This is a genomic window from Rhizobium sp. WYCCWR 11152, from assembly GCF_013087615.1.
Classification (GTDB): Bacteria; Pseudomonadota; Alphaproteobacteria; order Rhizobiales; family Rhizobiaceae; genus Rhizobium; species Rhizobium indicum.
On the sequence record NZ_JABFCP010000011.1, the window covers coordinates 591074 to 610114 of the forward strand.

The following is a 19041-nucleotide window of genomic DNA, read 5'->3' on the forward strand; positions in this document are numbered from 1 at the left end:
TAGAACAGGATGATTTTAGGCCGGATCGGCCTAAAATCTGAATCCTGTTCTCAATTAAAGAGTTAGAGCATGATGTCGTCCGAAAACCGCTGCACACTTTTCGGCATCATGCTCTAGGGGAGCAAGACGCTCGATGCTTGTCCAGCTTCAATATCTGCGCGCCATCGCGGCGCTGATGGTCGTCTATTTCCACGCGGTATTGCAGCTTGCCAAGGTCAATCCCCCAGTCGATGCCACCGCCTTCGTCTATGGCGAAACCGGCGTCGACATCTTCTTCATCTTGAGCGGTTTCGTGATGTGGCTGACGACCAGCGGACGCGCGATGAGCCCGATCGATTTCGCCCGCCGGCGCATCAAGAGGATCGTGCCGCTCTACTGGCTGGCGACGCTGTTTTCGGCGACGGTGGCGCTGGTTGCTCCATCATTGCTGAAATCGACGGTGTTCGACCTGCCGCATCTCATTGCCTCGCTATTCTTCCTGCCATGGAGCAATCCTGCCGATCCGAGCACGATCACGCCGGTGGTCGTTCCCGGCTGGACGCTGAATTACGAAATGTTCTTCTATTTCGTCTTCGCGCTGCTATTGCCGCTACAGGAAGCTCGGCGCATCCCGGTGATGTTTGCCGTCTTTGCCGTCATCCTGATCGCCTGCCGACTGCTGCCGGAAACGACTGTGACCCGGTTCTACGGCGAACCGATCATGCTGGAGTTCCTCGCCGGTGTCGTGCTCGGCTGGCTCTATGGGCAGAAGGTGCTTCTGCCGAACCGCTGGGCTTGGGCGGCCCTTGCCATGGGCTTTGCGTTTCTCTTCATCAACGAGGCGCTGATGCCACCGGAAAGCCGGTTCTATGCCTGGGGAATCCCGGCGATCTTCATCGTCTACGGCGCGATCTCCATCGATTTTTCCAGGCTACCGCTGATCGGATGGCTGAACTATCTCGGCGACTGCTCCTACAGCATCTATATCACCCACGCCTTCACCCTGGCTTTTCTCAGGGTCGTCGCCGATCGCCTGCCGATCGGCATCCTGGAGCAGCCCGTGCTCTTCGTCATCCTCTCGCTGGTGCTCTCGTCGATCGGCGGTGCGATCATCCATGAGATTACCTCACCGCGCCGCCGGAAGGTTGCGGTGGCGAGCCGGCCGCCGGCCTAAAGCGCGTCGAAGGCGAGAATACGCATCCAAGCGGCGCTGACGGTACAGTTTTTCGCGCAACTTCTCCTAAGCTTCAGACTGAGCAATGACAGAACTTGCACAAACGTGATGGTTTATCTTGCAATTTGTCGCATGAATGAAAGTGCGCCGGCCTATTCGCGGTCCGGGCTTTGATCTAAGCACAGCGGCGGCCTTGGAGAGGGAAGAGGGAAAGACATGACAAGTTACGTATTGACGGTATCCTGCAAGTCGACGCGCGGCATCGTGGCGGCGATTTCGAGCTATCTGGCCGACAAGGGCTGCAACATCATCGATAGTTCGCAGTTCGACGATCTCGATACCGGCAGGTTCTTCACGCGCGTCAGCTTCATCTCCGAGGAAGGCGTGCCGCTTGCCGAACTCAAGGAAGGCTTCGAGCCGATCTGCAAGCGGTTCGCCATGAATGCCGAGATCCATGACGGCAATGCCCGCATGAAGGTGCTCTTGATGGTGTCGCGCTTCGGCCATTGTCTGAACGACCTGCTTTACCGCTGGAAGATCGGCGCGCTGCCGATCGATATCGTCGGCGTCGTCTCCAACCATTTCGATTACCAGAAGGTCGTGGTCAACCATGACATCCCCTTCCACCACATCAAGGTGACGAAGGAGAACAAGCTGCAGGCCGAAGGCCAGATCATGGATATCGTCGAACAGACGGGCACCGAACTGATCGTGCTGGCGCGTTACATGCAGGTGCTTTCGGATGCGATGTGCCAGAAAATGTCTGGCCGGATCATCAACATCCACCATTCCTTCCTGCCGAGCTTCAAGGGCGCCAATCCTTACAAGCAGGCCTACGGCCGCGGCGTGAAGCTGATCGGGGCGACGGCGCATTACGTCACCGCCGATCTCGACGAAGGCCCGATCATCGAGCAGGATACGGCGCGCATCACCCATGCGCAGTCACCCGACGACTATGTCTCGATCGGCCGCGACGTCGAAAGCCAGGTGCTGGCGCGTGCCATCCACGCCCATATCCATCACCGCACCTTCCTGAACGGCAACCGCACCGTGGTCTTCCCGGCAAGCCCGGGCGGCTACGCCTCCGAACGCATGGGCTGAGCGCAGCCCTGCATCTCTTTTGCTGGCAAACGACAATCCCCGTTGCCTGCTAGCGGCAAGTACTTGATTATCTCGTTCAATAGGTAATCGAATCATGCTGCGGGAGGGGTGTCATGACCGACGAGGCGCTTGTTGATCGCATGGCGCTGCCGCGACCCGACGTGACCGCCATCGACGCGGAAGAGATCCTCCTTGCTCATTACAGCCTCTCCGGCACGCTTGCCGAACTCGGCAGCCAGCAGGATCGAAACTATCGCGTCGATAGCGACAGGGGTCGTTACGTCCTGAAGATCTGCCATGCCGCCTACGAGATCCGCGAGCTCGAAGCACAGAATGCGGCGATCCGTCACCTCAAAAGCAGGCAAGGTGCGCCGCGCGTTCCGAAGGTGATCGCCACCAATGACGGGCGGGAGATCGTCGTCCTTACCGTGCGCGGGCAGGGCTATCAGGTCCGGCTGCTGGAATATCTGGAAGGCCATGGGCTGACGGAGCTGACCTATCTGGCGCCGGCTTCCGTTGCAGCCCTCGGCGCGCTCTGCGCCAGGCTGGCGCAGGCGCTTGCCGATTTCGACCATCCCGGTCTCGACCGCAGCCTGCAATGGGATCTCAGACGGGCAGGTCCCGTTGCCGTGCAGCTGCTTTCGGCCATCACCGACGGTGCGGCGCGCGACCGGATCGCCAAGACCATGGTGATGGCCGTTCGCCGCATCCAGCCGTTGGCGCCGTCGCTTCGGCTGCAGGCCGTGCATCACGACGTCACCGGCGACAATGTCGTCGGCCACCGTGACGCCCGTGGCCATATCATCCCCGACGGGGTGATCGATTTCGGCGACATCATCCGCGGCTGGCTGGTCGGCGACCTCGCCGTCACCTGCGCTTCGCTGCTGCATCAGGCAGATGGCGACCCTTTTCATATCCTGCCCGCCGTCACCGCCTATCAGGCGATCTATCCGCTGAGCGACGAGGAACTGAAGGCGCTCTGGCCGTTGATCGTCGCACGCGCGGTCATTCTGGTCGCCAGCGGCGAGCAGCAGATTTCGGTCGATCCCGACAATGACTATGTCCGCGACAATCTCGACCGCGAGCGGGCGATCTTCGATACGGCGATGTCGGTTCCCTTCGATCTCATGGAAGCCGCGATCCTCAAGGCAGCCGGCGCAGATGTCGCCGCGCCGGAAACATCGGGATGGCTGCCGTTGCTGCCCGACATCGATCCCGCCGGGATCGCCTATGTCGATCTTGGGGTGCGGAGCCCGCATTTTTCCGCCGGCAACTGGCTGAATACCGACATGGACTGGCGGTTGCTTGCCCGCATGGCAACTGAAAACGGTACGGCGGCGACGCGCTACGGCGAATATCGGCTTTCCCTCGCGGGAACCGCGAAGGGACAGGCGACCTGCGCCCTGCATGTCGACATATGCCTTGCCGCAGGCAGCGCGATTGCCGCGCCCTTTGCCGGCCGCATCGGCTGGAAGGACCAGCATCTGACGCTCGCCGGCGACAACATGACCCTGCATCTCGATGGGCTCGACCTCTCGGTCGACGATGGAGCCGAGATCGCCGCCGGCGATTCGCTCGGCACGGTTTTCGGAGAGGCGTCGTCGCTCGGCGGGCTGCGCGTCCAGCTTTGCAGCGTCGCCGGTCTCGAACCGCCGCTCTTTGCCTCACCGCGCGCGGCGGCGGCCTGGTCGGTGCTCTGCCCTTCGCCCTCGCTGCTTCTCAGCCCGCAAGCAGATGCGCCGCAAGCTGAAACCGCCGAGCTCTTCGCCAGGCGGCGGGTGCATCTCGCAAGGCCGCAGAAGAATTATTATGCCGCGCCGCCTCAGATCGAGCGCGGCTGGAAGGAACATTTGTTCGATGTCGAGGGCCGCGCCTATCTCGACATGGTCAACAACGTCACCATCCTTGGCCATGGCCATCCCAGGTTCGCGGCAGCAATCCACGCCCAATGGCTGCGGCTCAACACGAATTCACGCTTCCACTATGCCGCGATCACGGAATTTTCCGAACGCCTCGCCGCCCTGTCGCCGGACGGGCTCGACGCGGTCTTCCTGGTCAACAGCGGCTCGGAGGCGAACGATCTGGCGCTTCGGCTGGCGCAAGCCCATAGCGGCGCGCGCAACATGCTCTGCCTGCTCGAAGCCTATCATGGCTGGTCGGCGGCGAGCGATGCCGTCTCCACCTCGATCGCCGACAATCCGCAGGCACCGACCACCCGGCCGGACTGGGTGCATGCCGTCGTTTCACCGAATACCTATCGCGGCGCATTCCGTGGTCCCGATACCGCGGCAAACTATCTCAGCACGGTAACGCCGGTGCTGGAGGCGATCGACGCCGGCGGCAACGGCCTTGCGGGCTTCATCTGCGAATCGGTCTACGGCAATGCCGGCGGCATTCCACTGCCGGACGGTTATCTCAGGGAAATCTATGCGCAGGTGCGCGCCCGCGGCGGCCTTTGCATCGCCGATGAGGTGCAGGTCGGTTATTCCAGGCTCGGACATTATTTCTGGGGCTTCGAGCAGCAAGGGGTGGTGCCCGATATCATCACCATCGCCAAGGGCATGGGCAACGGCCATCCGCTCGGCGCCGTCATCACCACGCGGGAGATCGCGCAATCGCTGGAGAAGGAGGGTTATTTCTTTTCTTCCACCGGCGGCAGTCCGGTCAGTTGCATCGCCGGCATGATGGTGCTCGACATCATGGCCGAGGAAAAGCTGCAGGAAAATGCCCGGACGGTCGGTGATCATCTGAAGGCGCGGCTCGCCGCGCTGATCGACCGCCATCCGATTGCAGGCGCCGTGCACGGCATGGGCCTCTATCTCGGCCTCGAATTCGTCCGCGACAGAACGACGCTGGAGCCGGCGACGGAAGAGACGGCTGCAATTTGCGACCGGCTTCTCGAACTCGGCGTCATCATGCAGCCGACCGGCGATCACCAAAATGTGCTGAAGATCAAACCACCGCTCTGCCTCAGCATCGAAAGCGCGGATTTTTTCGCGGACATGCTGGAGAAGGTGCTCGAAGAAGGCTGGTGACCCAGGGCTTCCAGCATTAACCAAATCGGTCATTTCGAGGCATTTCGATTTTTAATGAAACGGGGCATTGCCTGATACAGCAAGGCTTCCTATGTCTGCCGCGGTGATCGATCGAACTTCGATTCTGTCATGCGAATTTAACGAAGAGCTGATATGTTTCTTTCTGTAAGTTCGGGCTACGACGGAATTAATTTTTTCGGATGGTCGATATTTTGACACGTTTCGGAATATGTTTCTGACAGGCTACCGGGTAATCTCTACCAAGTTAGTAGATTATCGAACGCAGCCTTCACCGGCCCCGGGCTCTACCGGGACCCCTCAAGTGCAACGCCAACACAAGGAACGAGCATGATAGACATCGATATTCTCGCCGATCTCCTTGGGCGATCTGTGCTTGGCAATGACCGTCCGGGCGCCCTCTCCCGCCCGAACTGTCGAATGTGACGTTCGTCCTCCTTTCAACGGTACCAGACAAGTCAATTCGCCATGGCTGCGCATATCGCGCGGCAGGAGTTCTATCTATGAAGAAGCAAGTTATCGAATATGCAGGCGTTCCCGTCGGGATCGTTATTCCCGATGAAGACCGGCTGAAGTTCATCGCCGTGAAATTTCATGTCCACGACCTCGACGAGCAGCGTTTCGGCTCGCCGGACGAGGTGCGGCTGGCCATCCATGACCTGATGACCCGCCGTCATCCGAAGCCGCTTCATGCCTGAGGCATGAGGCCGCGATTAGAATTCACGGCTTTTCCCGATGTCCGACCGGTCCCGCCAAATGGGGCCGGTCTTGTTTTTTGAGGGCATTACAGCGCCGCGCGTCTATATCAGACGCGCGGCGCTGTAACACTTTGAATTGCTGCATAATTTTATCCTTAAATCGATTCCGATTTAAGGAATTATGCAGTACAGTCCTACCGGCCGCCTTTCCGCATAAGGATCCGCCCTTGCCCGATCTTCTCAACCTCATCACCGATATCGAAGGCGTTTCCGTCGGCCATGCAACCGACCTTGCGCTCGGTTCCGGCGTCACGGTCATCGTCTTCGACGAACCGGCCGTCGCATCCGGCACGGTGCTCGGCGGTGCGCCCGGCGGGCGCGACACCGGCCTGCTCGATCCATCGATGACCGTCAATGCCGTTGATGCCTTCGCGCTTTCCGGCGGCTCGGCCTTCGGGCTGGATGCCGCCGGCGGCGTGCAGGCGGGCCTGCGCGAACTCGGCCGCGGCTTTACCGTCGGGTCGGTGCGCATTCCGATCGTGCCGCAGGCGATCCTGATGGACCTGCTGAACGGCGGCGACAAGGATTGGGGCCTTCACTCGCCCTATCGCGACATGGGTTATACGGCACTGCAGGCCGCGGCCAAAGGCACATTCGCGCTCGGCACGACAGGTGCCGGGACGGGGGCGACGACGGCCACCGTCAAGGGTGGGCTCGGCTCGGCCAGCGCGGTCAGCAGCGCCGGGCATCGTATCGCGGCGATCGTCGCCGTCAATGCGCTGGGTTCGGCAACGATCGGCGACGGGCCGCATTTCTGGGCGGCACCCTTTGAAAAAGACGCGGAATTCGGCGGGCTCGGCATGCCTGCGGTGGCCGACCATAGGATGCGGCTCAAGGGCATGAACACGCCGGCAACGACGATCGGCGCTGTGGTGACCGATGCGCAGCTGACGAAGGCCGAGGCGCACCGGCTATCGCTCGCCGGCCATGACGGCCTTGCCAGGGCACTGCTGCCGGCGCACCTGCCGCTCGACGGCGATACCGTCTTTGCCGCTTCGACGGCCAGGCATCGAAGAGACGACATGGCCAGCCTGATGGAGCTGTGCCACCTTGCGACCATCGTCATGGCGCGGGCGATCGCCCGTGGCGTCTACGCTGCGACCGCGCTGCCGGTCGAGGGCGCGCAAAAGGCATGGCGCGACCGCTATCCGAGCAGCGGTTGATTGAATAGGGTCAGACTCTCTAAAGATCTAATATGCCGAATGGCGGAGAGACGTGAATGCAGATCCGGGCGCTGATGTATTTCGACGAGCTGGTCAGGACCAATTCGATGCGCCAGGCGGCCGAGAACCTCAATGTCGCGCCGACGGCGATCAGCCGGCAGATCGAGAACCTCGAATATCATTTCGGCGCGCCGCTCGTCGAACGCAGCGCCCGTGGCGTCAAGCTGACGGCCGCCGGCGAGCTGCTTGCAGCCCGCGCCGGGCGGACGCTGCGCGAGCTCGATCATGTGCAGCAGCTGATCGAAGACCTCAAGGGCTTGCAGCGCGGCCGCGTCAGCATCTATGCCAATGGGGCGACCGTCGCCAATCTGCTGGCGCCGGCGCTTGCCGAATTCAGCCTGAAATATCCGAAGCTGCGTTTTGCTGTGACGATCACCAGCGCGCGGCAGGCGGTCGATGCCGTCAACAGCGCCGAGGCGGATATTGCGGTGACGCTGTTTGCGCCTCCGATGTCCGGCACCAAGGTACGGCTGCGCTCCGAGATCGCCTATGATCTCATCGCCACGCCGCAGCACCCGGCCGCCGCCCATGCCGAGATCCCGCTGAGGACGCTTGCCGACTACGCATTGGCGCTGCCGGATCAATCCTTCGGTTTCCGCCAGGCCTTCGACGCGCTGTTCGAGAAGGAAGGGTTGAGCCTCGATCCCGTCTTCGTCACCAGCTCGCTCGAAATGCTGAAGGAACTCGTGCTCAGCGGGGCTGCGGTCACGCTGCTGCCGGCGCTAACCGTCCGCCGCGAGATCGAGGCGGGTCAGCTCCTTGCCATTCCACTGGCCGGCAAAACCGGCATCCGCACCCATGTCGATCTCTGCGTCGCGCCGGACCGGCAGCTGTCCTTCGCCGCGACGAAACTGCTCGACTTCATCGAGAGGTTCATGCGTGAGCGCACGAACCGCCGGAGCGAGACGAAAGACTGACGCTTCAAGCTTGCATTGCCCACGAATTTCAGGTGTAGCTTTTTTGGCTACACTGAGCACACAAAATCGTCGTTGTGTGTGCACTGGCATAATGCCACGTTATTCGCAAAAGGCCTTCGCCCATCGAGCATGGCCAGACAGGGGACATGATGATCAAACTTTCGTTTGCGCCTTCGCGTTTCGTCCGGCGGCTTTCGCTCGGTGCCGCACTTTCGGCCGGCCTGGTGATGACGGCGATGACGCCGGCCGAGGCGGCGAAGACCACGCTCAATCTCGGCATGAGCGTCGAGCCGACCGGTCTCGACCCAACGATCGCAGCACCGGTCGCAATCGGCCAGGTGACCTGGCAGAACGTGTTCGAGGGCTTGGTGACGATCGACCAGGCCGGTAAGATCCAGCCGCAGCTGGCAAAAAGCTGGGAGATCTCTCCCGATGGCCTGACCTATACGTTCAAGCTGCAGACCGGCGTCAAATTCCATGACGGCGAGGCCTTCGATGCCGCGAGCGCCAAGTTTTCGCTCGACCGCGCCCGCGGCGCCGATTCGGTCAATCCGCAGAAGCGCTTTTTCGTCTCGATCGCCTCGATCGATACGCCCGATGCCGAAACGCTGGTGCTGCATCTCTCGGCCCCGACCGGCAGCCTGATCTACTGGCTCGGCTGGCCAGCCTCGGTGATGGTCGCACCGAAGACGGCGGCCGGCGACAAGACGACGCCTGTAGGTACCGGTCCCTTCAAATTCGCCAGCTGGGCGAAGGGCGACAAGGTCGAACTGGAAAAGAATGCCGATTACTGGAACAAGGATGCGGCCGCCAAGCTCGACAAGGTAACCTTCCGCTTCATTGCCGATCCGCAGGCGCAGGCGGCAGCGCTGAAATCCGGCGACCTCGATGCCTTTCCGGAATTTGCAGCACCCGAGCTGATGAGTTCGTTCGACGGCGATGCGAGGCTCGTCACCAAGATCGGCAATACCGAACTCAAGGTCGTTGCCGGCATGAACAATGCCAAGAAGCCCTTCGACGACAAGCGTGTCCGCCAGGCGCTGATGATGGCGATCGACCGCAAGACGGTGATCGACGGCGCGTGGTCCGGCCTCGGCACACCGATCGGCAGCCACTACACGCCGAACGATCCGGGTTACCAGGACATGACTGGCGTGCTGCCCTACGACGTCGAAAAGGCGAAGGCGTTGCTCACCGAAGCCGGCTACCCCAACGGCTTCACCTTCACGATCAAATCGCCACAGATGGCCTATGCGCCGCGCAGCGCCCAAGTGATACAGGCAATGTTTGCCGAGATCGGCGTGACGATGAATATCGAGCCGACTGAATTTCCGGCGAAATGGGTCCAGGACATCATGAAGGACCGCAACTTCGACATGACAATCGTCGCCCATGCCGAGCCGCTCGACATCGACATCTATGCCCGCGATCCCTATTATTTCAATTACAAGAACCCTGCTTTCAACGCGCTGATGAAGGAGGTCCAGGAGACGGCCGATCCTGCCGCGCAGAATGCGATCTATGGCGAAGCGCAGAAGATCCTCGCCGAGGACGTGCCGGCGCTCTACCTCTTCGTTATGCCGAAACTCGGCGTCTGGGACAAAAAGCTGAAGGGCCTGTGGGAGAACGAGCCGATCCCTTCCAACGTGCTGTCTGGTGTTTCCTGGGACGAGTGAGAGGGTTAGGTCAGGCGCGATGTGATGAGGTGATGGCCTTGGCGCCGGAAGCAGAACAGTCGGATATGGTCGACTCACGCGAACCTCTCGCTCCCTCATTCCTGTGCTTGTCACAGGAATCCAGTGCGCCCAAGTCTTTGGGCGCGGGAGAAGCACCTACTCATCGCATGAGAGTTATTCACGGCGCAGACGCGCCGTGGCTGGATTCCTGTGACGAGCACAGGAATGAGGGAGTGCGGGGAAGCCGCCGTTCCACATCGAAAGCGTGGCACGCATGATCCCACTCCTCGCCCGCCGCTTCGCCGGTCTCATCGTCACGCTCGTCGTCGTCTCGCTGCTGATCTTCGCCGTCATGGACCTTCTGCCCGGCGATCCCGCCTCGATCATGCTCGGCACCTCGGCAACACCGGAAACCCTTGCAGCGCTCCGTGACAGTCTCGGCCTCGACCAGCCGCTGTTGCTGCGCTACGGGCAATGGTTGGCCGGCGTGCTCTCCGGCGATCTCGGCAATTCCCTGACCTATGGCGTGCCGGTGGCAGGATTGATCGTCGAGCGGCTGGCGGTAACACTGCCGCTGGCGCTGATGGCGATCGTGCTTTCGGTGGCGATTGCCCTGCCGCTCGGCGTGCTGGCCGCCTCGCGCCGCGGCGGTATCTTCGACGTCATCGCGACGCTGTTTTCGCAGATCAGCATCGCCGTGCCCGCCTTCTGGGTGGCGCTGCTGTTGATCATCCTGTTTTCGACGATGCTCGGGCTGATGCCGGCCGGCGGCTTCCCGGGCTGGAGCTCCGGTCTGATGCCGGCATTGCAGGCGCTGGTTATGCCCGCCGTCGCGCTAGCGATGCCGCAGGCGGGCGTGTTGACGCGGGTGGCGCGCTCGGCTGTGCTTGACACGATGCACGAGGATTTTGCCCGCACCGCGGTCGCCAAAGGGCTGTCACGCAGTGCGGTGCTTTGGCGCCATATCGTGCCGAATGCGCTGATCCCGATCCTGACGATGATCGGGTTGCAATTCACCTTTCTCGTCGCCGGCGCGGTGCTGGTGGAAAACGTCTTCAACCTGCCCGGCCTCGGACGGCTCGCGCTTCAGGCGCTCTCCCAGCGCGACATCATCGTGATGCAGGATGTCGTGCTGTTCTTCGCAGGCCTGGTCATCGTGATGAATTTCATTGTCGATCTCTCTTATCTGGCGATCGATCCCAGGATGAGAAAGGCGGCCTGACGCATGGCACCGATCGCATCCACCGCAATTGCCAGCCGCCGTCGGGTCTTTATACTTAGCCGGCGAATGAATCTGATTTCAGGAGCTGTGATCATCGGCCTGCTCACCACCGTTGCGCTGCTGTCGCTCGTCTGGACGCCGCTGCCGCCGGCTAAAATGCAGATCATCCACAAATTGCAGCCGCCGCTTGCCTTCGGTCTGCTCGGCACGGACCAGTTCGGCCGCGATGTGCTTTCGATGCTGATGGCGGGCTGCTGGAATTCGCTGTCGATCGCCATCACAGCGGTTACGATCGGCGGGACGCTCGGCTCGATATCAGGCATTTCGGCGGCGGCAATCCGCGGTCCCTTCGAAGCGCTGCTGATGCGCATTTGCGACGTCATCTTCGCGCTGCCGCCGATCCTGTCGGCCATGGTGCTCGGCGCCTTTCTCGGGCCAGGGCGGTTCACCGCGATCACCGCAATCGCCGTCTTCATGATCCCGGTCTTTGCCCGCGTCACACTCGCGACTTCGCTGCAGGCCTGGAGCCGCGACTATGTGACGGCGGCGCGCGCGATCGGCAATACGCGCCTGACCATTTCGCTGCGCCATGTGCTGCCGAATATCGCCAGCCAGATCATCGTGCATGGCGCGATTCAGCTGGGGCTGGCGATCCTGACCGAAGCGGGTCTCAGCTTCCTCGGACTCGGCATGGCGCCGCCGGCGCCGACCTGGGGCCGGATGCTTGCCGATGCGCAAACCTATCTGGCGCTCGCCCCCTGGCTGGCGATCCTGCCCGGCCTTGCCATCGCGCTCACCGTCTTCGGCTTCAACATGCTCGGCGACGGTCTGCGCGATCTGCTCGACCCGCGCGAGGCGAGCCGCTGATGTCCTCCCAAGACGAAAAGCCCGAAAGACCATGCCATGACCGAAACCGATCTTACCATCCGCGAACTCAGGCAGCGCTTCGCCGATAAAAGCCTCTCCCCTCTCGACTACTGGCTCGCCCTCGAAGACCATATCGCCGCCTGGGAGCCGTCGATTTCGGCGCTCTACCTCTACGATCCGGAATCGGCGCGCGCCCAGGCGAAAGCGTCGACGGAGCGCTGGGCGAAGGGAGAAACGTTCGGCGCCCTGGACGGCATCCCGGTGACGCTGAAGGAACTGATCGCCACGAAGGGCCAGCCGGTGCCATCAGGCACGAGGGCAGTGGAACTGAAGCCGGCAGAGGCCGACGCACCGGCCGCCGCGCGGCTGCGGGAAGACGGCGCGGTGATCTTCGCCAAGACCACCTGCCCCGATTACGGCATGCTTTCCTCCGGACTTTCGAGCTTTCATCCTCTCAGCCGCAATCCCTGGAACACCACACAGAATCCCGGCGGATCGAGTGCTGGGGCTTCCGCGGCGGCGGCGGCCGGCTACGGGCCGCTGCATATCGGCACCGATATCGGCGGCTCGGTGCGCCTTCCCGCCGGCTGGACCGGCATCTTCGGCTTCAAACCGAGCCATGGACGCATTCCGGCCGATCCCTATTATGTCGGGCGCTGCGTCGGGCCGATGGCGCGCACGGTCGAGGATGCGGCCTTTTCGATGGCGACGCTGTCACGGCCGGACTGGCGCGACGGCACCAGCCTGCCGCCGAACGATTTCAACTGGATGGATCTCGACATCGACCTGTCGGGCATGAAGATCGGGTTGATGCTCGATGCCGGCTGCGGGCTTGCGGTGGACGACGAGATCAGGGCCGCGGTCGAAACGGCGGCGAAACAATTCGAGGCGGCCGGCGCGTCGATTCTATCGGTCCAGCCAGTGCTGACACGCGCGATGCTGGATGGGCTCGACAATTTCTGGCGATCCCGGCTCTGGGGCGATATCGCCGATCTCGACGACAACAGGCGCAACAGCATCCTGCCTTATATCAGGGATTGGGCGAAGGGCGGCGCCGACATCCGCGGCATCGATGCGGTCAGAGGCTTCAACCAGACGATCGAGATGCGCAAGAGCTGCGGACGGCTGTTCACCGAGGTCGACGCCCTGCTTTCGCCGACCAATCCGATCATCTCCTATCCGGCCGAATGGGCATCTCCGACCAATGATCCGGCCCTGCCGTTCGAACATATCGGTTTCACGGTGCCGTGGAACATGTCGGAGCAGCCGGCCGCCTCGATCAATTGCGGTTTCTCCCGCTCGGGCATGCCGATCGGGTTGCAGATCGTCGGGCCGCGCTTCGACGACATGCGGGTGCTCAGACTGTCGAAGGCCTTCGAGGATTGGACGGGTGGAGTGAGATCGTGGCCGCAGCCTCCGATCGGCTGATCAGCTGATCGGGCGGCGATAGCCGGTGGGTTGCTCGTAGAGCCAACCGATGCGCTCGACCGCGGCCTCGAAATTCTCGCGCGCTACCGTCATGCTATGGCCGTTGGCGTGCAGAATGGTTTCCTGATCTTCGAAGACGGCGACATGACCCTTCCAGAATACCAGGTCGCCGCGGCGGACTTCGGAGCGAGCGATCGGCTGGCCGAGACCTGCCGCCTGCAGGTCGGCATCGCGCGGCGCGGCTCTGCCCGTCATCAGCATCGCCAGCTGGACGAGGCCGGAGCAATCGATACCGAGGCCGGAACGTCCGCCCCAGAGGTAGGGCGTTTCCAGGAAACGGGCGACGATCTCCACGTAATCGGCGCCATCGAGAGCGCCGATCGGCTGGACGTGCTTGGCAAAGATCGCCGTTCCGTCCTCGAGCACGACGTAGCGATTGCCGCGCGCTTCCGCCTCGCCGGCGACATGAACGCGGCTTCCCATCGACAGGATCGCCTGGTGGGGCTTGCGCAGTTCCGGTTCGGGATAGAGGAAGGTGCGCTGGACGGTGACGATATGAGTCGGCGCCGGGCTGCTTTCTAAGAGCGCGTCCGCCGCGACATAACCGACATAACCGTCCGAGGCCGCCTTCACCCAGCACCAGCCGTCGGCGCGATCGAAAACCGTCACATCCTCGCCGAGAAGCAGTTCCGTATCGATGCCGCGGGCAAGGTCCGGTTCAGGGCGCACGGCCAGGACCGGAACGGCGACGCGGGCCGGGGTGCCTTCCGTAAAACGCGGCGCCTCGACCTTGCCTTCGAGCCCCGCTTCCGCGAGATCAGGTCTGTAGGCATGCAGGCGGCGGTCGAGCATCGTCATTCGCATTCCTTTCAGATCGGCAGCCGGCGGGCCTGATCTCGGATGAGATCGCCGAGCTTTTCCAGGTAAAGCGCGCCGCCGACGGTGCGCTTGATGATCACGTTGCGCCGGTCGGCATCGTCGCGCACGCGATCGACCAGGCCCATCTCGCCCATCGTGTCCAAGGCGCGGGTAATGACCGGCTTGGTGACCTCAAGCGTGGCGGCAAGCCCGCGCACCGTGTGCGGCGGCGGCACCAGATAAATATGCAGCAGGATCGCCATCTGGCGCAACGTCAAATCGCGATCGTCGTGGCGGACCTGATCGAGCGCCGCGCCATGCCAGAGCCCCAGCGCCTGCGAGGCGGTCAGTTCGATCGGCACGGCCCCTCCGGAAGATCGTTACGCTAACGTTTCATTTTCCGGTAGTTGCCATGCACATGCAAGAGGCGCTGGAAATTGCCGCCCGGCAGGGTGAATAAAATTCTAACGATCGGCAGCGAGGCGCAGTGCGTGAACAGAGATCATGCGATGCGCCTCAACGCTTATTTCTGACAGGGCGTCAGCGCAAGCTTTCGCGGATATGGTGAAAGAGCGCGCGGATCGCCTGTGCCTCGCCGCCGCCCGGCGAATGTGGTCGTTCGGCTTGAGCCCAGCCGTAAATGTCGAAATGCGCCCAGCTCTTCGCCTTGCTGACGAAACGCTTAAGGAAGAGGGCTGCGGTAATCGCCCCCGCCATGCCGCCGGCGGGTGCATTGGTAAGGTCGGCGAATTTGGTGCGGATATCCTTTTCGTAGCCGGAATAGAGCGGCAGGCGCCAGATCGGATCGTCGGTTTCCAGGCTCGCTTCGGTCAGGTCATGCGCCAGATTGGCGTCATCGGTGAAGAAGGGCGGGAGATCCGGGCCAAGGGCAACGCGGGCAGCGCCGGTCAGCGTCGCCATGTCGATCAGCAGATCGGGCTCTTCCTCGTCGGCATAGGCAAGCGCATCGGCAAGGATCAAACGGCCTTCGGCGTCGGTATTGTCGATCTGGACGGTCAGGCCTTTGCGGCTCCGATAGATGTCGCCGGGCCGGAAGGCATTGGACGAGATCGCGTTTTCTACGACAGGGACGATGACGCGCAGGTCGACCTTCAGCTTGGCGTCCATGATCATCAGGGCAAGCCCCATGACATTCGCCGCCCCGCCCATGTCCTTCTTCATCAGCAGCATGGAGGCGGCAGGCTTGATGTCGAGACCGCCGGTGTCGAAGCAGACGCCCTTGCCGACGAGCGTCACCTTGCGATGGCCCTTCTTGCCCCAGCGCAACTCGAGAAGGCGCGGCGCATCGGCGCTGGCGCGGCCGACGGTATGGACCAGCGGGAAGTTCTGCTTGAGCAGATCGTCGCCCGATATAACCGATATCTCCGCCTTGTAATGTTCGGCCAGGCCACGGAAAACGGCCTCGAGCTGGTTCGGCCCCATGTCATTCGTCGGCGTATTGATCAGGTCGCGGGCGAGAAAGACGCCGGCAAGCTGGCGCTTGATGTCGGCGGCGTCGGCATCGCGGGGGATCATCAGCGTCGCCGCCGGCGATTTTTCGGATTTGTAACGGTCGAAACGGTAGCTGCCGAGCCCAAAGCCGAGGGCCAGGCGATTTGCCGTCAGCGGCGCGGTCTCAATGTGCCAGTCGCCGGCCGGCAGCGCACGGGCGAGCCTGCCGGTAATGTAAGGCTGCTCCGATGGATTGGTGCCGAGGCCGTAAAGCGCGCCGCCGAGATGGCCTTCGGCCGTCGGAATCAGCAGCAGCGACCCGCTTTCGGCCTTGTAGCCTGCCCTGCGCGCCCAATTGAGCGCGATCGGATCGATCGTGCCGGTCTCGATATGGGCAGGCGTAACGGCAAAGATCGGCAGCGTCGAACCGCCCTTCGTGTTGAAAGGAGTCGGTCTCTCGATAAACTGATAGGGGGCCATGATTGTCCTTCGGCGGTCGCAAGGAATCGTTCCTTAACGGTCTGTTAGGGTTAACAGACTATTGCTGGAGCGAAGATTACGCGTCAAACCTTTCCCTGTTCCGCTTCGAGGTCAGGCGCCGATTTCGGAATCCAGGAACGCGCCATGCCTGCCTCGCTCACCACCACATTCACGAATCGTATCCTGCAGGGCGCTGCGGCATCGCTGCTGGTCCTGGCACTTGCCGGTTGCTCGACGACCAAGGACCGGATGACAACGGGCTCGGTACCGAAACTCACCAAGCCGGTCGAAGAGATGGACGCGACCGAGCTGCGCTCGGCGACGGACCGGCTCGGCCAGGCCTATGAAAAGAACCCGCGCGATCCCGTCACCGGCGTCAACTACGCCAATCTGCTGCGCATGAACGGTCGCGACACGCAGGCGCTCGCCGTCATGCAGCAGGTGGCGATCGCCAATCCCGGCGACCGCAACGTGCTGGCCGCCTACGGCAAGGCGCAGGCGGCGGCCGGCCAGTTTCAGCAGGCGCTCGACACGATCGGCCGCGCCCAGACGCCGGACCGTCCGGACTGGAAGCTGATCTCGGCCCAAGGCGCTATCCTCGACCAGATGGGTCGAGCAAGCGATGCCCGGCAGCGCTACCGCGACGCGCTCGACATCCAGCCGAACGAGCCCTCCATCCTTTCCAACCTCGGCATGTCCTACGTGCTGACCGGCGATCTGCGCACGGCCGAAACCTACCTGCGCTCCGCCGCCAACCAGCCGACCGCCGACAGCCGCGTCAGGCAGAACCTTGCCCTGGTCGTCGGTCTGCAGGGGCGTTTCCCGGAAGCCGAACAGATCGCTAGGCGCGAACTTTCGCCGCAGCAGGCCGATGCCAATGTCGCCTATCTCAGAGGCATGCTCTCGCAGCAGAATTCCTGGCAGAAACTCGCCGCCAAGGACAAGACGCCGCAAGGAGCAGGCGACAGCAGCACCAACTGACCGAATCATGTCGTCGAAAGGCTACGCTTTCGGAGAGGTCCTGATCTTAGCGGGCGCTCAGGCCTGAAAGAATGAGACGCAAACCCAGGCCGCCCATGACGGCACCGGCGGCCCGGTCGATCCAGCCCTTGGCGGCAAGATAGAGACGCCGCGGATGGCGGGCCGAAAAGGCGAAGGCCACGATCGAATACCACCCGGCCTCCACGGCAAAGACGCCGAGCGGCAGCGCGACGATGAGATCGAGCGGCACCGTCCTCGGCAGGAGTGCCGCAAAGAGGCTGGCATAGACGATGATGGTTTTCGGGTTGCTGATCTGGGTCAGCAGCGCAGTCATGAAGCTCAATCTCAGCGCGCGGTTGCCGTTGACGGCGTCAGAGACTTCGAGCGGCTGACCGGCGCTCCTCCAGATATTGACCGCGATATAGACGAGATAGGCGCCGCCTGCGACCTTCAGCAGGACATAGAGCCATTCGAACTGAGACAGCAGCGCCGTCAGCCCGGCAAGCGCCAGCACGGCAAAAACGACACCGCCGGCGCCCATGCCGAGTGCGGCCGCAAGGCCATCCAGCCTTGAACGCGAGATAGCGATCCTGGAGACGACGACGAAGCTCGGGCCGGGGCTCATCGCGCCGACGGCCAAGGCTGCCATGATGCTGATGAAAATGCCGGCAGAAGACATCGGAAACCTCTCTTGGATTGAACGAGCGCCAGGGGCATTGCGGCTGCATCCGCGCGCTTGCCAATGGTTGTCGATCCCGTTTACCAGCTATGCCAGCGGCGGTCACGCGTGATTGAAGGCTGCAGATCGGATCAATGGTCTTTGAGGCAACATCGTCTTCTGCAGAAAGCGGCATCCGCTTTCCGGGCCGGGGCAACCGTCAGAACTTGTCTGCCACCTGAATGCCGGCCGGACCGAGAATGACGGCGATCAGCACCGGCAGGAAGAACAGGATCATCGGCACCGTCAGTTTCGGCGGCAGCGCGGCCGCCTTCTTTTCCGCCTCGTTCATACGCTCGTCGCGTCCTTCCTGGGCGAGAACGCGCAACGCCTGCGCGACCGGCGTGCCGTAGCGATCGGCCTGGATCAGCGCCTGAGTTACCGAACGCACCAACTCGATCTGGGTGCGCGTGGCAAGATTTTCGAGCGCCGCGCGGCGATCCGGCAGGAAGGAGAGTTCGGCCGTGGTCAGCACCATCTCCTCGGCGAGCGCCGGCGACTGTTCGCCGAGTTCTTCCGACACACGGCGCATCGCGGCCTCGATCGAGATACCGGACTCGACGCAGATCAGCATCAGATCCAGCGCATCCGGCCAGGCACGCTTGATCGAGTGCTGGCGCTTGCCCATGCGGTTGGAGATATAGATGTTCGGTGCGTAGAAGCCGAGATAACCGACGCCGATGACGGCGAAGAGGCGGATCGGCGTGCCCTTTTCGGCGAGATTGCCGAGGCCGAAGACCCAGAAGGCAGCTAGCGCCAGGAAAAGGAAAGGCAGCAGGAAACGCGCCACCAGGAAGGTATTCAGCGCATTCTCCGAACGGAAACCGGCGGCACGCAGCTTGTTGACCGTGTTTTCGTCGACCAGCGCCTTGCGCAGGTTGAAGCGCTCGACGATCTGACGGACCGAGCGGTTATTCTGGCTCCTGAGCGAGGCCTTGCCGGCGCCGGTTTCCGTGTTCATGCGGGCGCGTTCGCGGGCACGGATCTGCTCGCGCTCTGTGGAAACAGCCTTCATGCGCTTGTTCAGATCGCCGCGCTCGAAGAAGGGAACGGCAATCGTGTAAAAAGTGGCGAAGACGGCGATCGCGACGAGAAGGGCAATCAGCATGCTCGGATTGGTCAGCGTTGCGGCAAGATCCTGCGACATGGTGCTT

At 62.5% G+C, this 19041-nt stretch carries 16 protein-coding genes; 11 read left to right on the forward strand and 5 right to left on the reverse strand.

The genetic code is table 11. The features are described from left to right. The first annotated feature begins 133 nt into the window (after nt 1-133). The 10 genes from G9X67_RS24535 (at nt 134) to G9X67_RS24580 (ending at nt 13398) form a co-directional block, all read left to right on the forward strand. On the forward strand, nt 134-1153 hold the full coding sequence (locus tag G9X67_RS24535; RefSeq protein WP_171599902.1) for an acyltransferase: 1020 nt from the start codon (nt 134-136) through the stop codon (nt 1151-1153). Between the two features lie 216 nt (nt 1154-1369). After that, complete coding sequence (purU, locus tag G9X67_RS24540; RefSeq protein ID WP_138332166.1) at nt 1370-2254, forward strand: formyltetrahydrofolate deformylase; 885 nt, start codon at nt 1370-1372, stop codon at nt 2252-2254. A 113-nt stretch (nt 2255-2367) separates the two neighbouring features. Continuing rightward, the gene (locus G9X67_RS24545) at nt 2368-5289 is read left to right on the forward strand and encodes an aminotransferase (protein ID WP_138332165.1); all 2922 of its coding nucleotides are present in this window, start codon (nt 2368-2370) and stop codon (nt 5287-5289) included. Nucleotides 5290-5810: 521 nt separating this feature from the next. Next, entirely contained in the window at nt 5811-6005 is a 195-nt protein-coding gene (locus G9X67_RS24550) for a hypothetical protein (protein WP_003544544.1), read from the forward strand. A 227-nt stretch (nt 6006-6232) separates the two neighbouring features. Continuing rightward, nucleotides 6233-7228, forward strand: a complete 996-nt coding sequence (locus G9X67_RS24555) for a P1 family peptidase (RefSeq protein ID WP_138332163.1) — start codon at nt 6233-6235, stop codon at nt 7226-7228. A gap of 56 nt (nt 7229-7284) precedes the next feature. Then, nucleotides 7285-8205: a LysR substrate-binding domain-containing protein gene (locus tag G9X67_RS24560; RefSeq protein WP_171599903.1), complete on the forward strand. Its 921-nt coding sequence runs from the start codon at nt 7285-7287 to the stop codon at nt 8203-8205. A gap of 149 nt (nt 8206-8354) precedes the next feature. Further along, nucleotides 8355-9881 (forward strand): ABC transporter substrate-binding protein, encoded by a 1527-nt coding sequence (locus G9X67_RS24565; RefSeq protein ID WP_171599904.1) that lies wholly within the window; start codon nt 8355-8357, stop codon nt 9879-9881. A gap of 274 nt (nt 9882-10155) precedes the next feature. Further along, nucleotides 10156-11103, forward strand: coding sequence for an ABC transporter permease (locus tag G9X67_RS24570; RefSeq protein ID WP_138332160.1), 948 nt, complete (start codon nt 10156-10158; stop codon nt 11101-11103). 3 nt (nt 11104-11106) lie between these two features. Next, entirely contained in the window at nt 11107-11970 is an 864-nt protein-coding gene (locus G9X67_RS24575) for an ABC transporter permease (RefSeq protein WP_138388456.1), read from the forward strand. A 36-nt stretch (nt 11971-12006) separates the two neighbouring features. Continuing rightward, nucleotides 12007-13398: an amidase gene (locus tag G9X67_RS24580; protein ID WP_138332158.1), complete on the forward strand. Its 1392-nt coding sequence runs from the start codon at nt 12007-12009 to the stop codon at nt 13396-13398. On the opposite strand, the gene G9X67_RS24585 is transcribed toward G9X67_RS24580, so the two are convergent. From G9X67_RS24585 to G9X67_RS24595, 3 genes are all read right to left on the reverse strand, one after another. Further along, nucleotides 13399-14256, reverse strand: a complete 858-nt coding sequence (locus G9X67_RS24585) for an NlpC/P60 family protein (RefSeq protein WP_171599905.1) — start codon at nt 14254-14256, stop codon at nt 13399-13401. Between the two features lie 11 nt (nt 14257-14267). Further along, entirely contained in the window at nt 14268-14618 is a 351-nt protein-coding gene (locus G9X67_RS24590) for a MarR family winged helix-turn-helix transcriptional regulator (protein WP_064247479.1), read from the reverse strand. Nucleotides 14619-14796: 178 nt separating this feature from the next. Beyond that, nucleotides 14797-16188, reverse strand: coding sequence for a M17 family metallopeptidase (locus G9X67_RS24595; protein WP_138332156.1), 1392 nt, complete (start codon nt 16186-16188; stop codon nt 14797-14799). A 144-nt stretch (nt 16189-16332) separates the two neighbouring features. Between G9X67_RS24595 and G9X67_RS24600 the strand changes: the two genes are divergently transcribed. Further along, nucleotides 16333-17169, forward strand: coding sequence for a tetratricopeptide repeat protein (locus tag G9X67_RS24600; RefSeq protein ID WP_171599906.1), 837 nt, complete (start codon nt 16333-16335; stop codon nt 17167-17169). A gap of 46 nt (nt 17170-17215) precedes the next feature. Here G9X67_RS24600 and G9X67_RS24605 read toward each other — a convergent pair whose 3' ends face one another. Both G9X67_RS24605 and G9X67_RS24610 read right to left on the reverse strand, forming a co-directional pair. Continuing rightward, complete coding sequence (locus G9X67_RS24605) at nt 17216-17848, reverse strand: LysE family translocator (RefSeq protein WP_138332154.1); 633 nt, start codon at nt 17846-17848, stop codon at nt 17216-17218. A gap of 199 nt (nt 17849-18047) precedes the next feature. After that, nucleotides 18048-19034, reverse strand: coding sequence for a type II secretion system F family protein (locus G9X67_RS24610; RefSeq protein ID WP_138332153.1), 987 nt, complete (start codon nt 19032-19034; stop codon nt 18048-18050). Between the last annotated feature and the right edge of the window lie 7 nt (nt 19035-19041).

Excerpts from the sequence above, each read along its gene's own strand:
- G9X67_RS24600 (WP_171599906.1), top strand. The coding sequence starts at position 16,333 with ATGCCTGCCTCGCTCACCACCACATTCACGAATCGTATCCTGCAGGGC.
- G9X67_RS24610 (WP_138332153.1), bottom strand. The coding sequence starts at position 19,034 with ATGTCGCAGGATCTTGCCGCAACGCTGACCAATCCGAGCATGCTGATT.
- G9X67_RS24605 (WP_138332154.1), bottom strand. The coding sequence starts at position 17,848 with ATGTCTTCTGCCGGCATTTTCATCAGCATCATGGCAGCCTTGGCCGTC.
- G9X67_RS24565 (WP_171599904.1), top strand. The coding sequence starts at position 8,355 with ATGATCAAACTTTCGTTTGCGCCTTCGCGTTTCGTCCGGCGGCTTTCG.
- G9X67_RS24595 (WP_138332156.1), bottom strand. The coding sequence starts at position 16,188 with ATGGCCCCCTATCAGTTTATCGAGAGACCGACTCCTTTCAACACGAAG.
- G9X67_RS24570 (WP_138332160.1), top strand. The coding sequence starts at position 10,156 with ATGATCCCACTCCTCGCCCGCCGCTTCGCCGGTCTCATCGTCACGCTC.
- purU (WP_138332166.1), top strand. The coding sequence starts at position 1,370 with ATGACAAGTTACGTATTGACGGTATCCTGCAAGTCGACGCGCGGCATC.
- G9X67_RS24580 (WP_138332158.1), top strand. The coding sequence starts at position 12,007 with ATGACCGAAACCGATCTTACCATCCGCGAACTCAGGCAGCGCTTCGCC.
- G9X67_RS24545 (WP_138332165.1), top strand. The coding sequence starts at position 2,368 with ATGACCGACGAGGCGCTTGTTGATCGCATGGCGCTGCCGCGACCCGAC.
- G9X67_RS24585 (WP_171599905.1), bottom strand. The coding sequence starts at position 14,256 with ATGACGATGCTCGACCGCCGCCTGCATGCCTACAGACCTGATCTCGCG.
- G9X67_RS24560 (WP_171599903.1), top strand. The coding sequence starts at position 7,285 with ATGCAGATCCGGGCGCTGATGTATTTCGACGAGCTGGTCAGGACCAAT.
- G9X67_RS24575 (WP_138388456.1), top strand. The coding sequence starts at position 11,107 with ATGGCACCGATCGCATCCACCGCAATTGCCAGCCGCCGTCGGGTCTTT.
- G9X67_RS24535 (WP_171599902.1), top strand. The coding sequence starts at position 134 with ATGCTTGTCCAGCTTCAATATCTGCGCGCCATCGCGGCGCTGATGGTC.
- G9X67_RS24550 (WP_003544544.1), top strand. The coding sequence starts at position 5,811 with ATGAAGAAGCAAGTTATCGAATATGCAGGCGTTCCCGTCGGGATCGTT.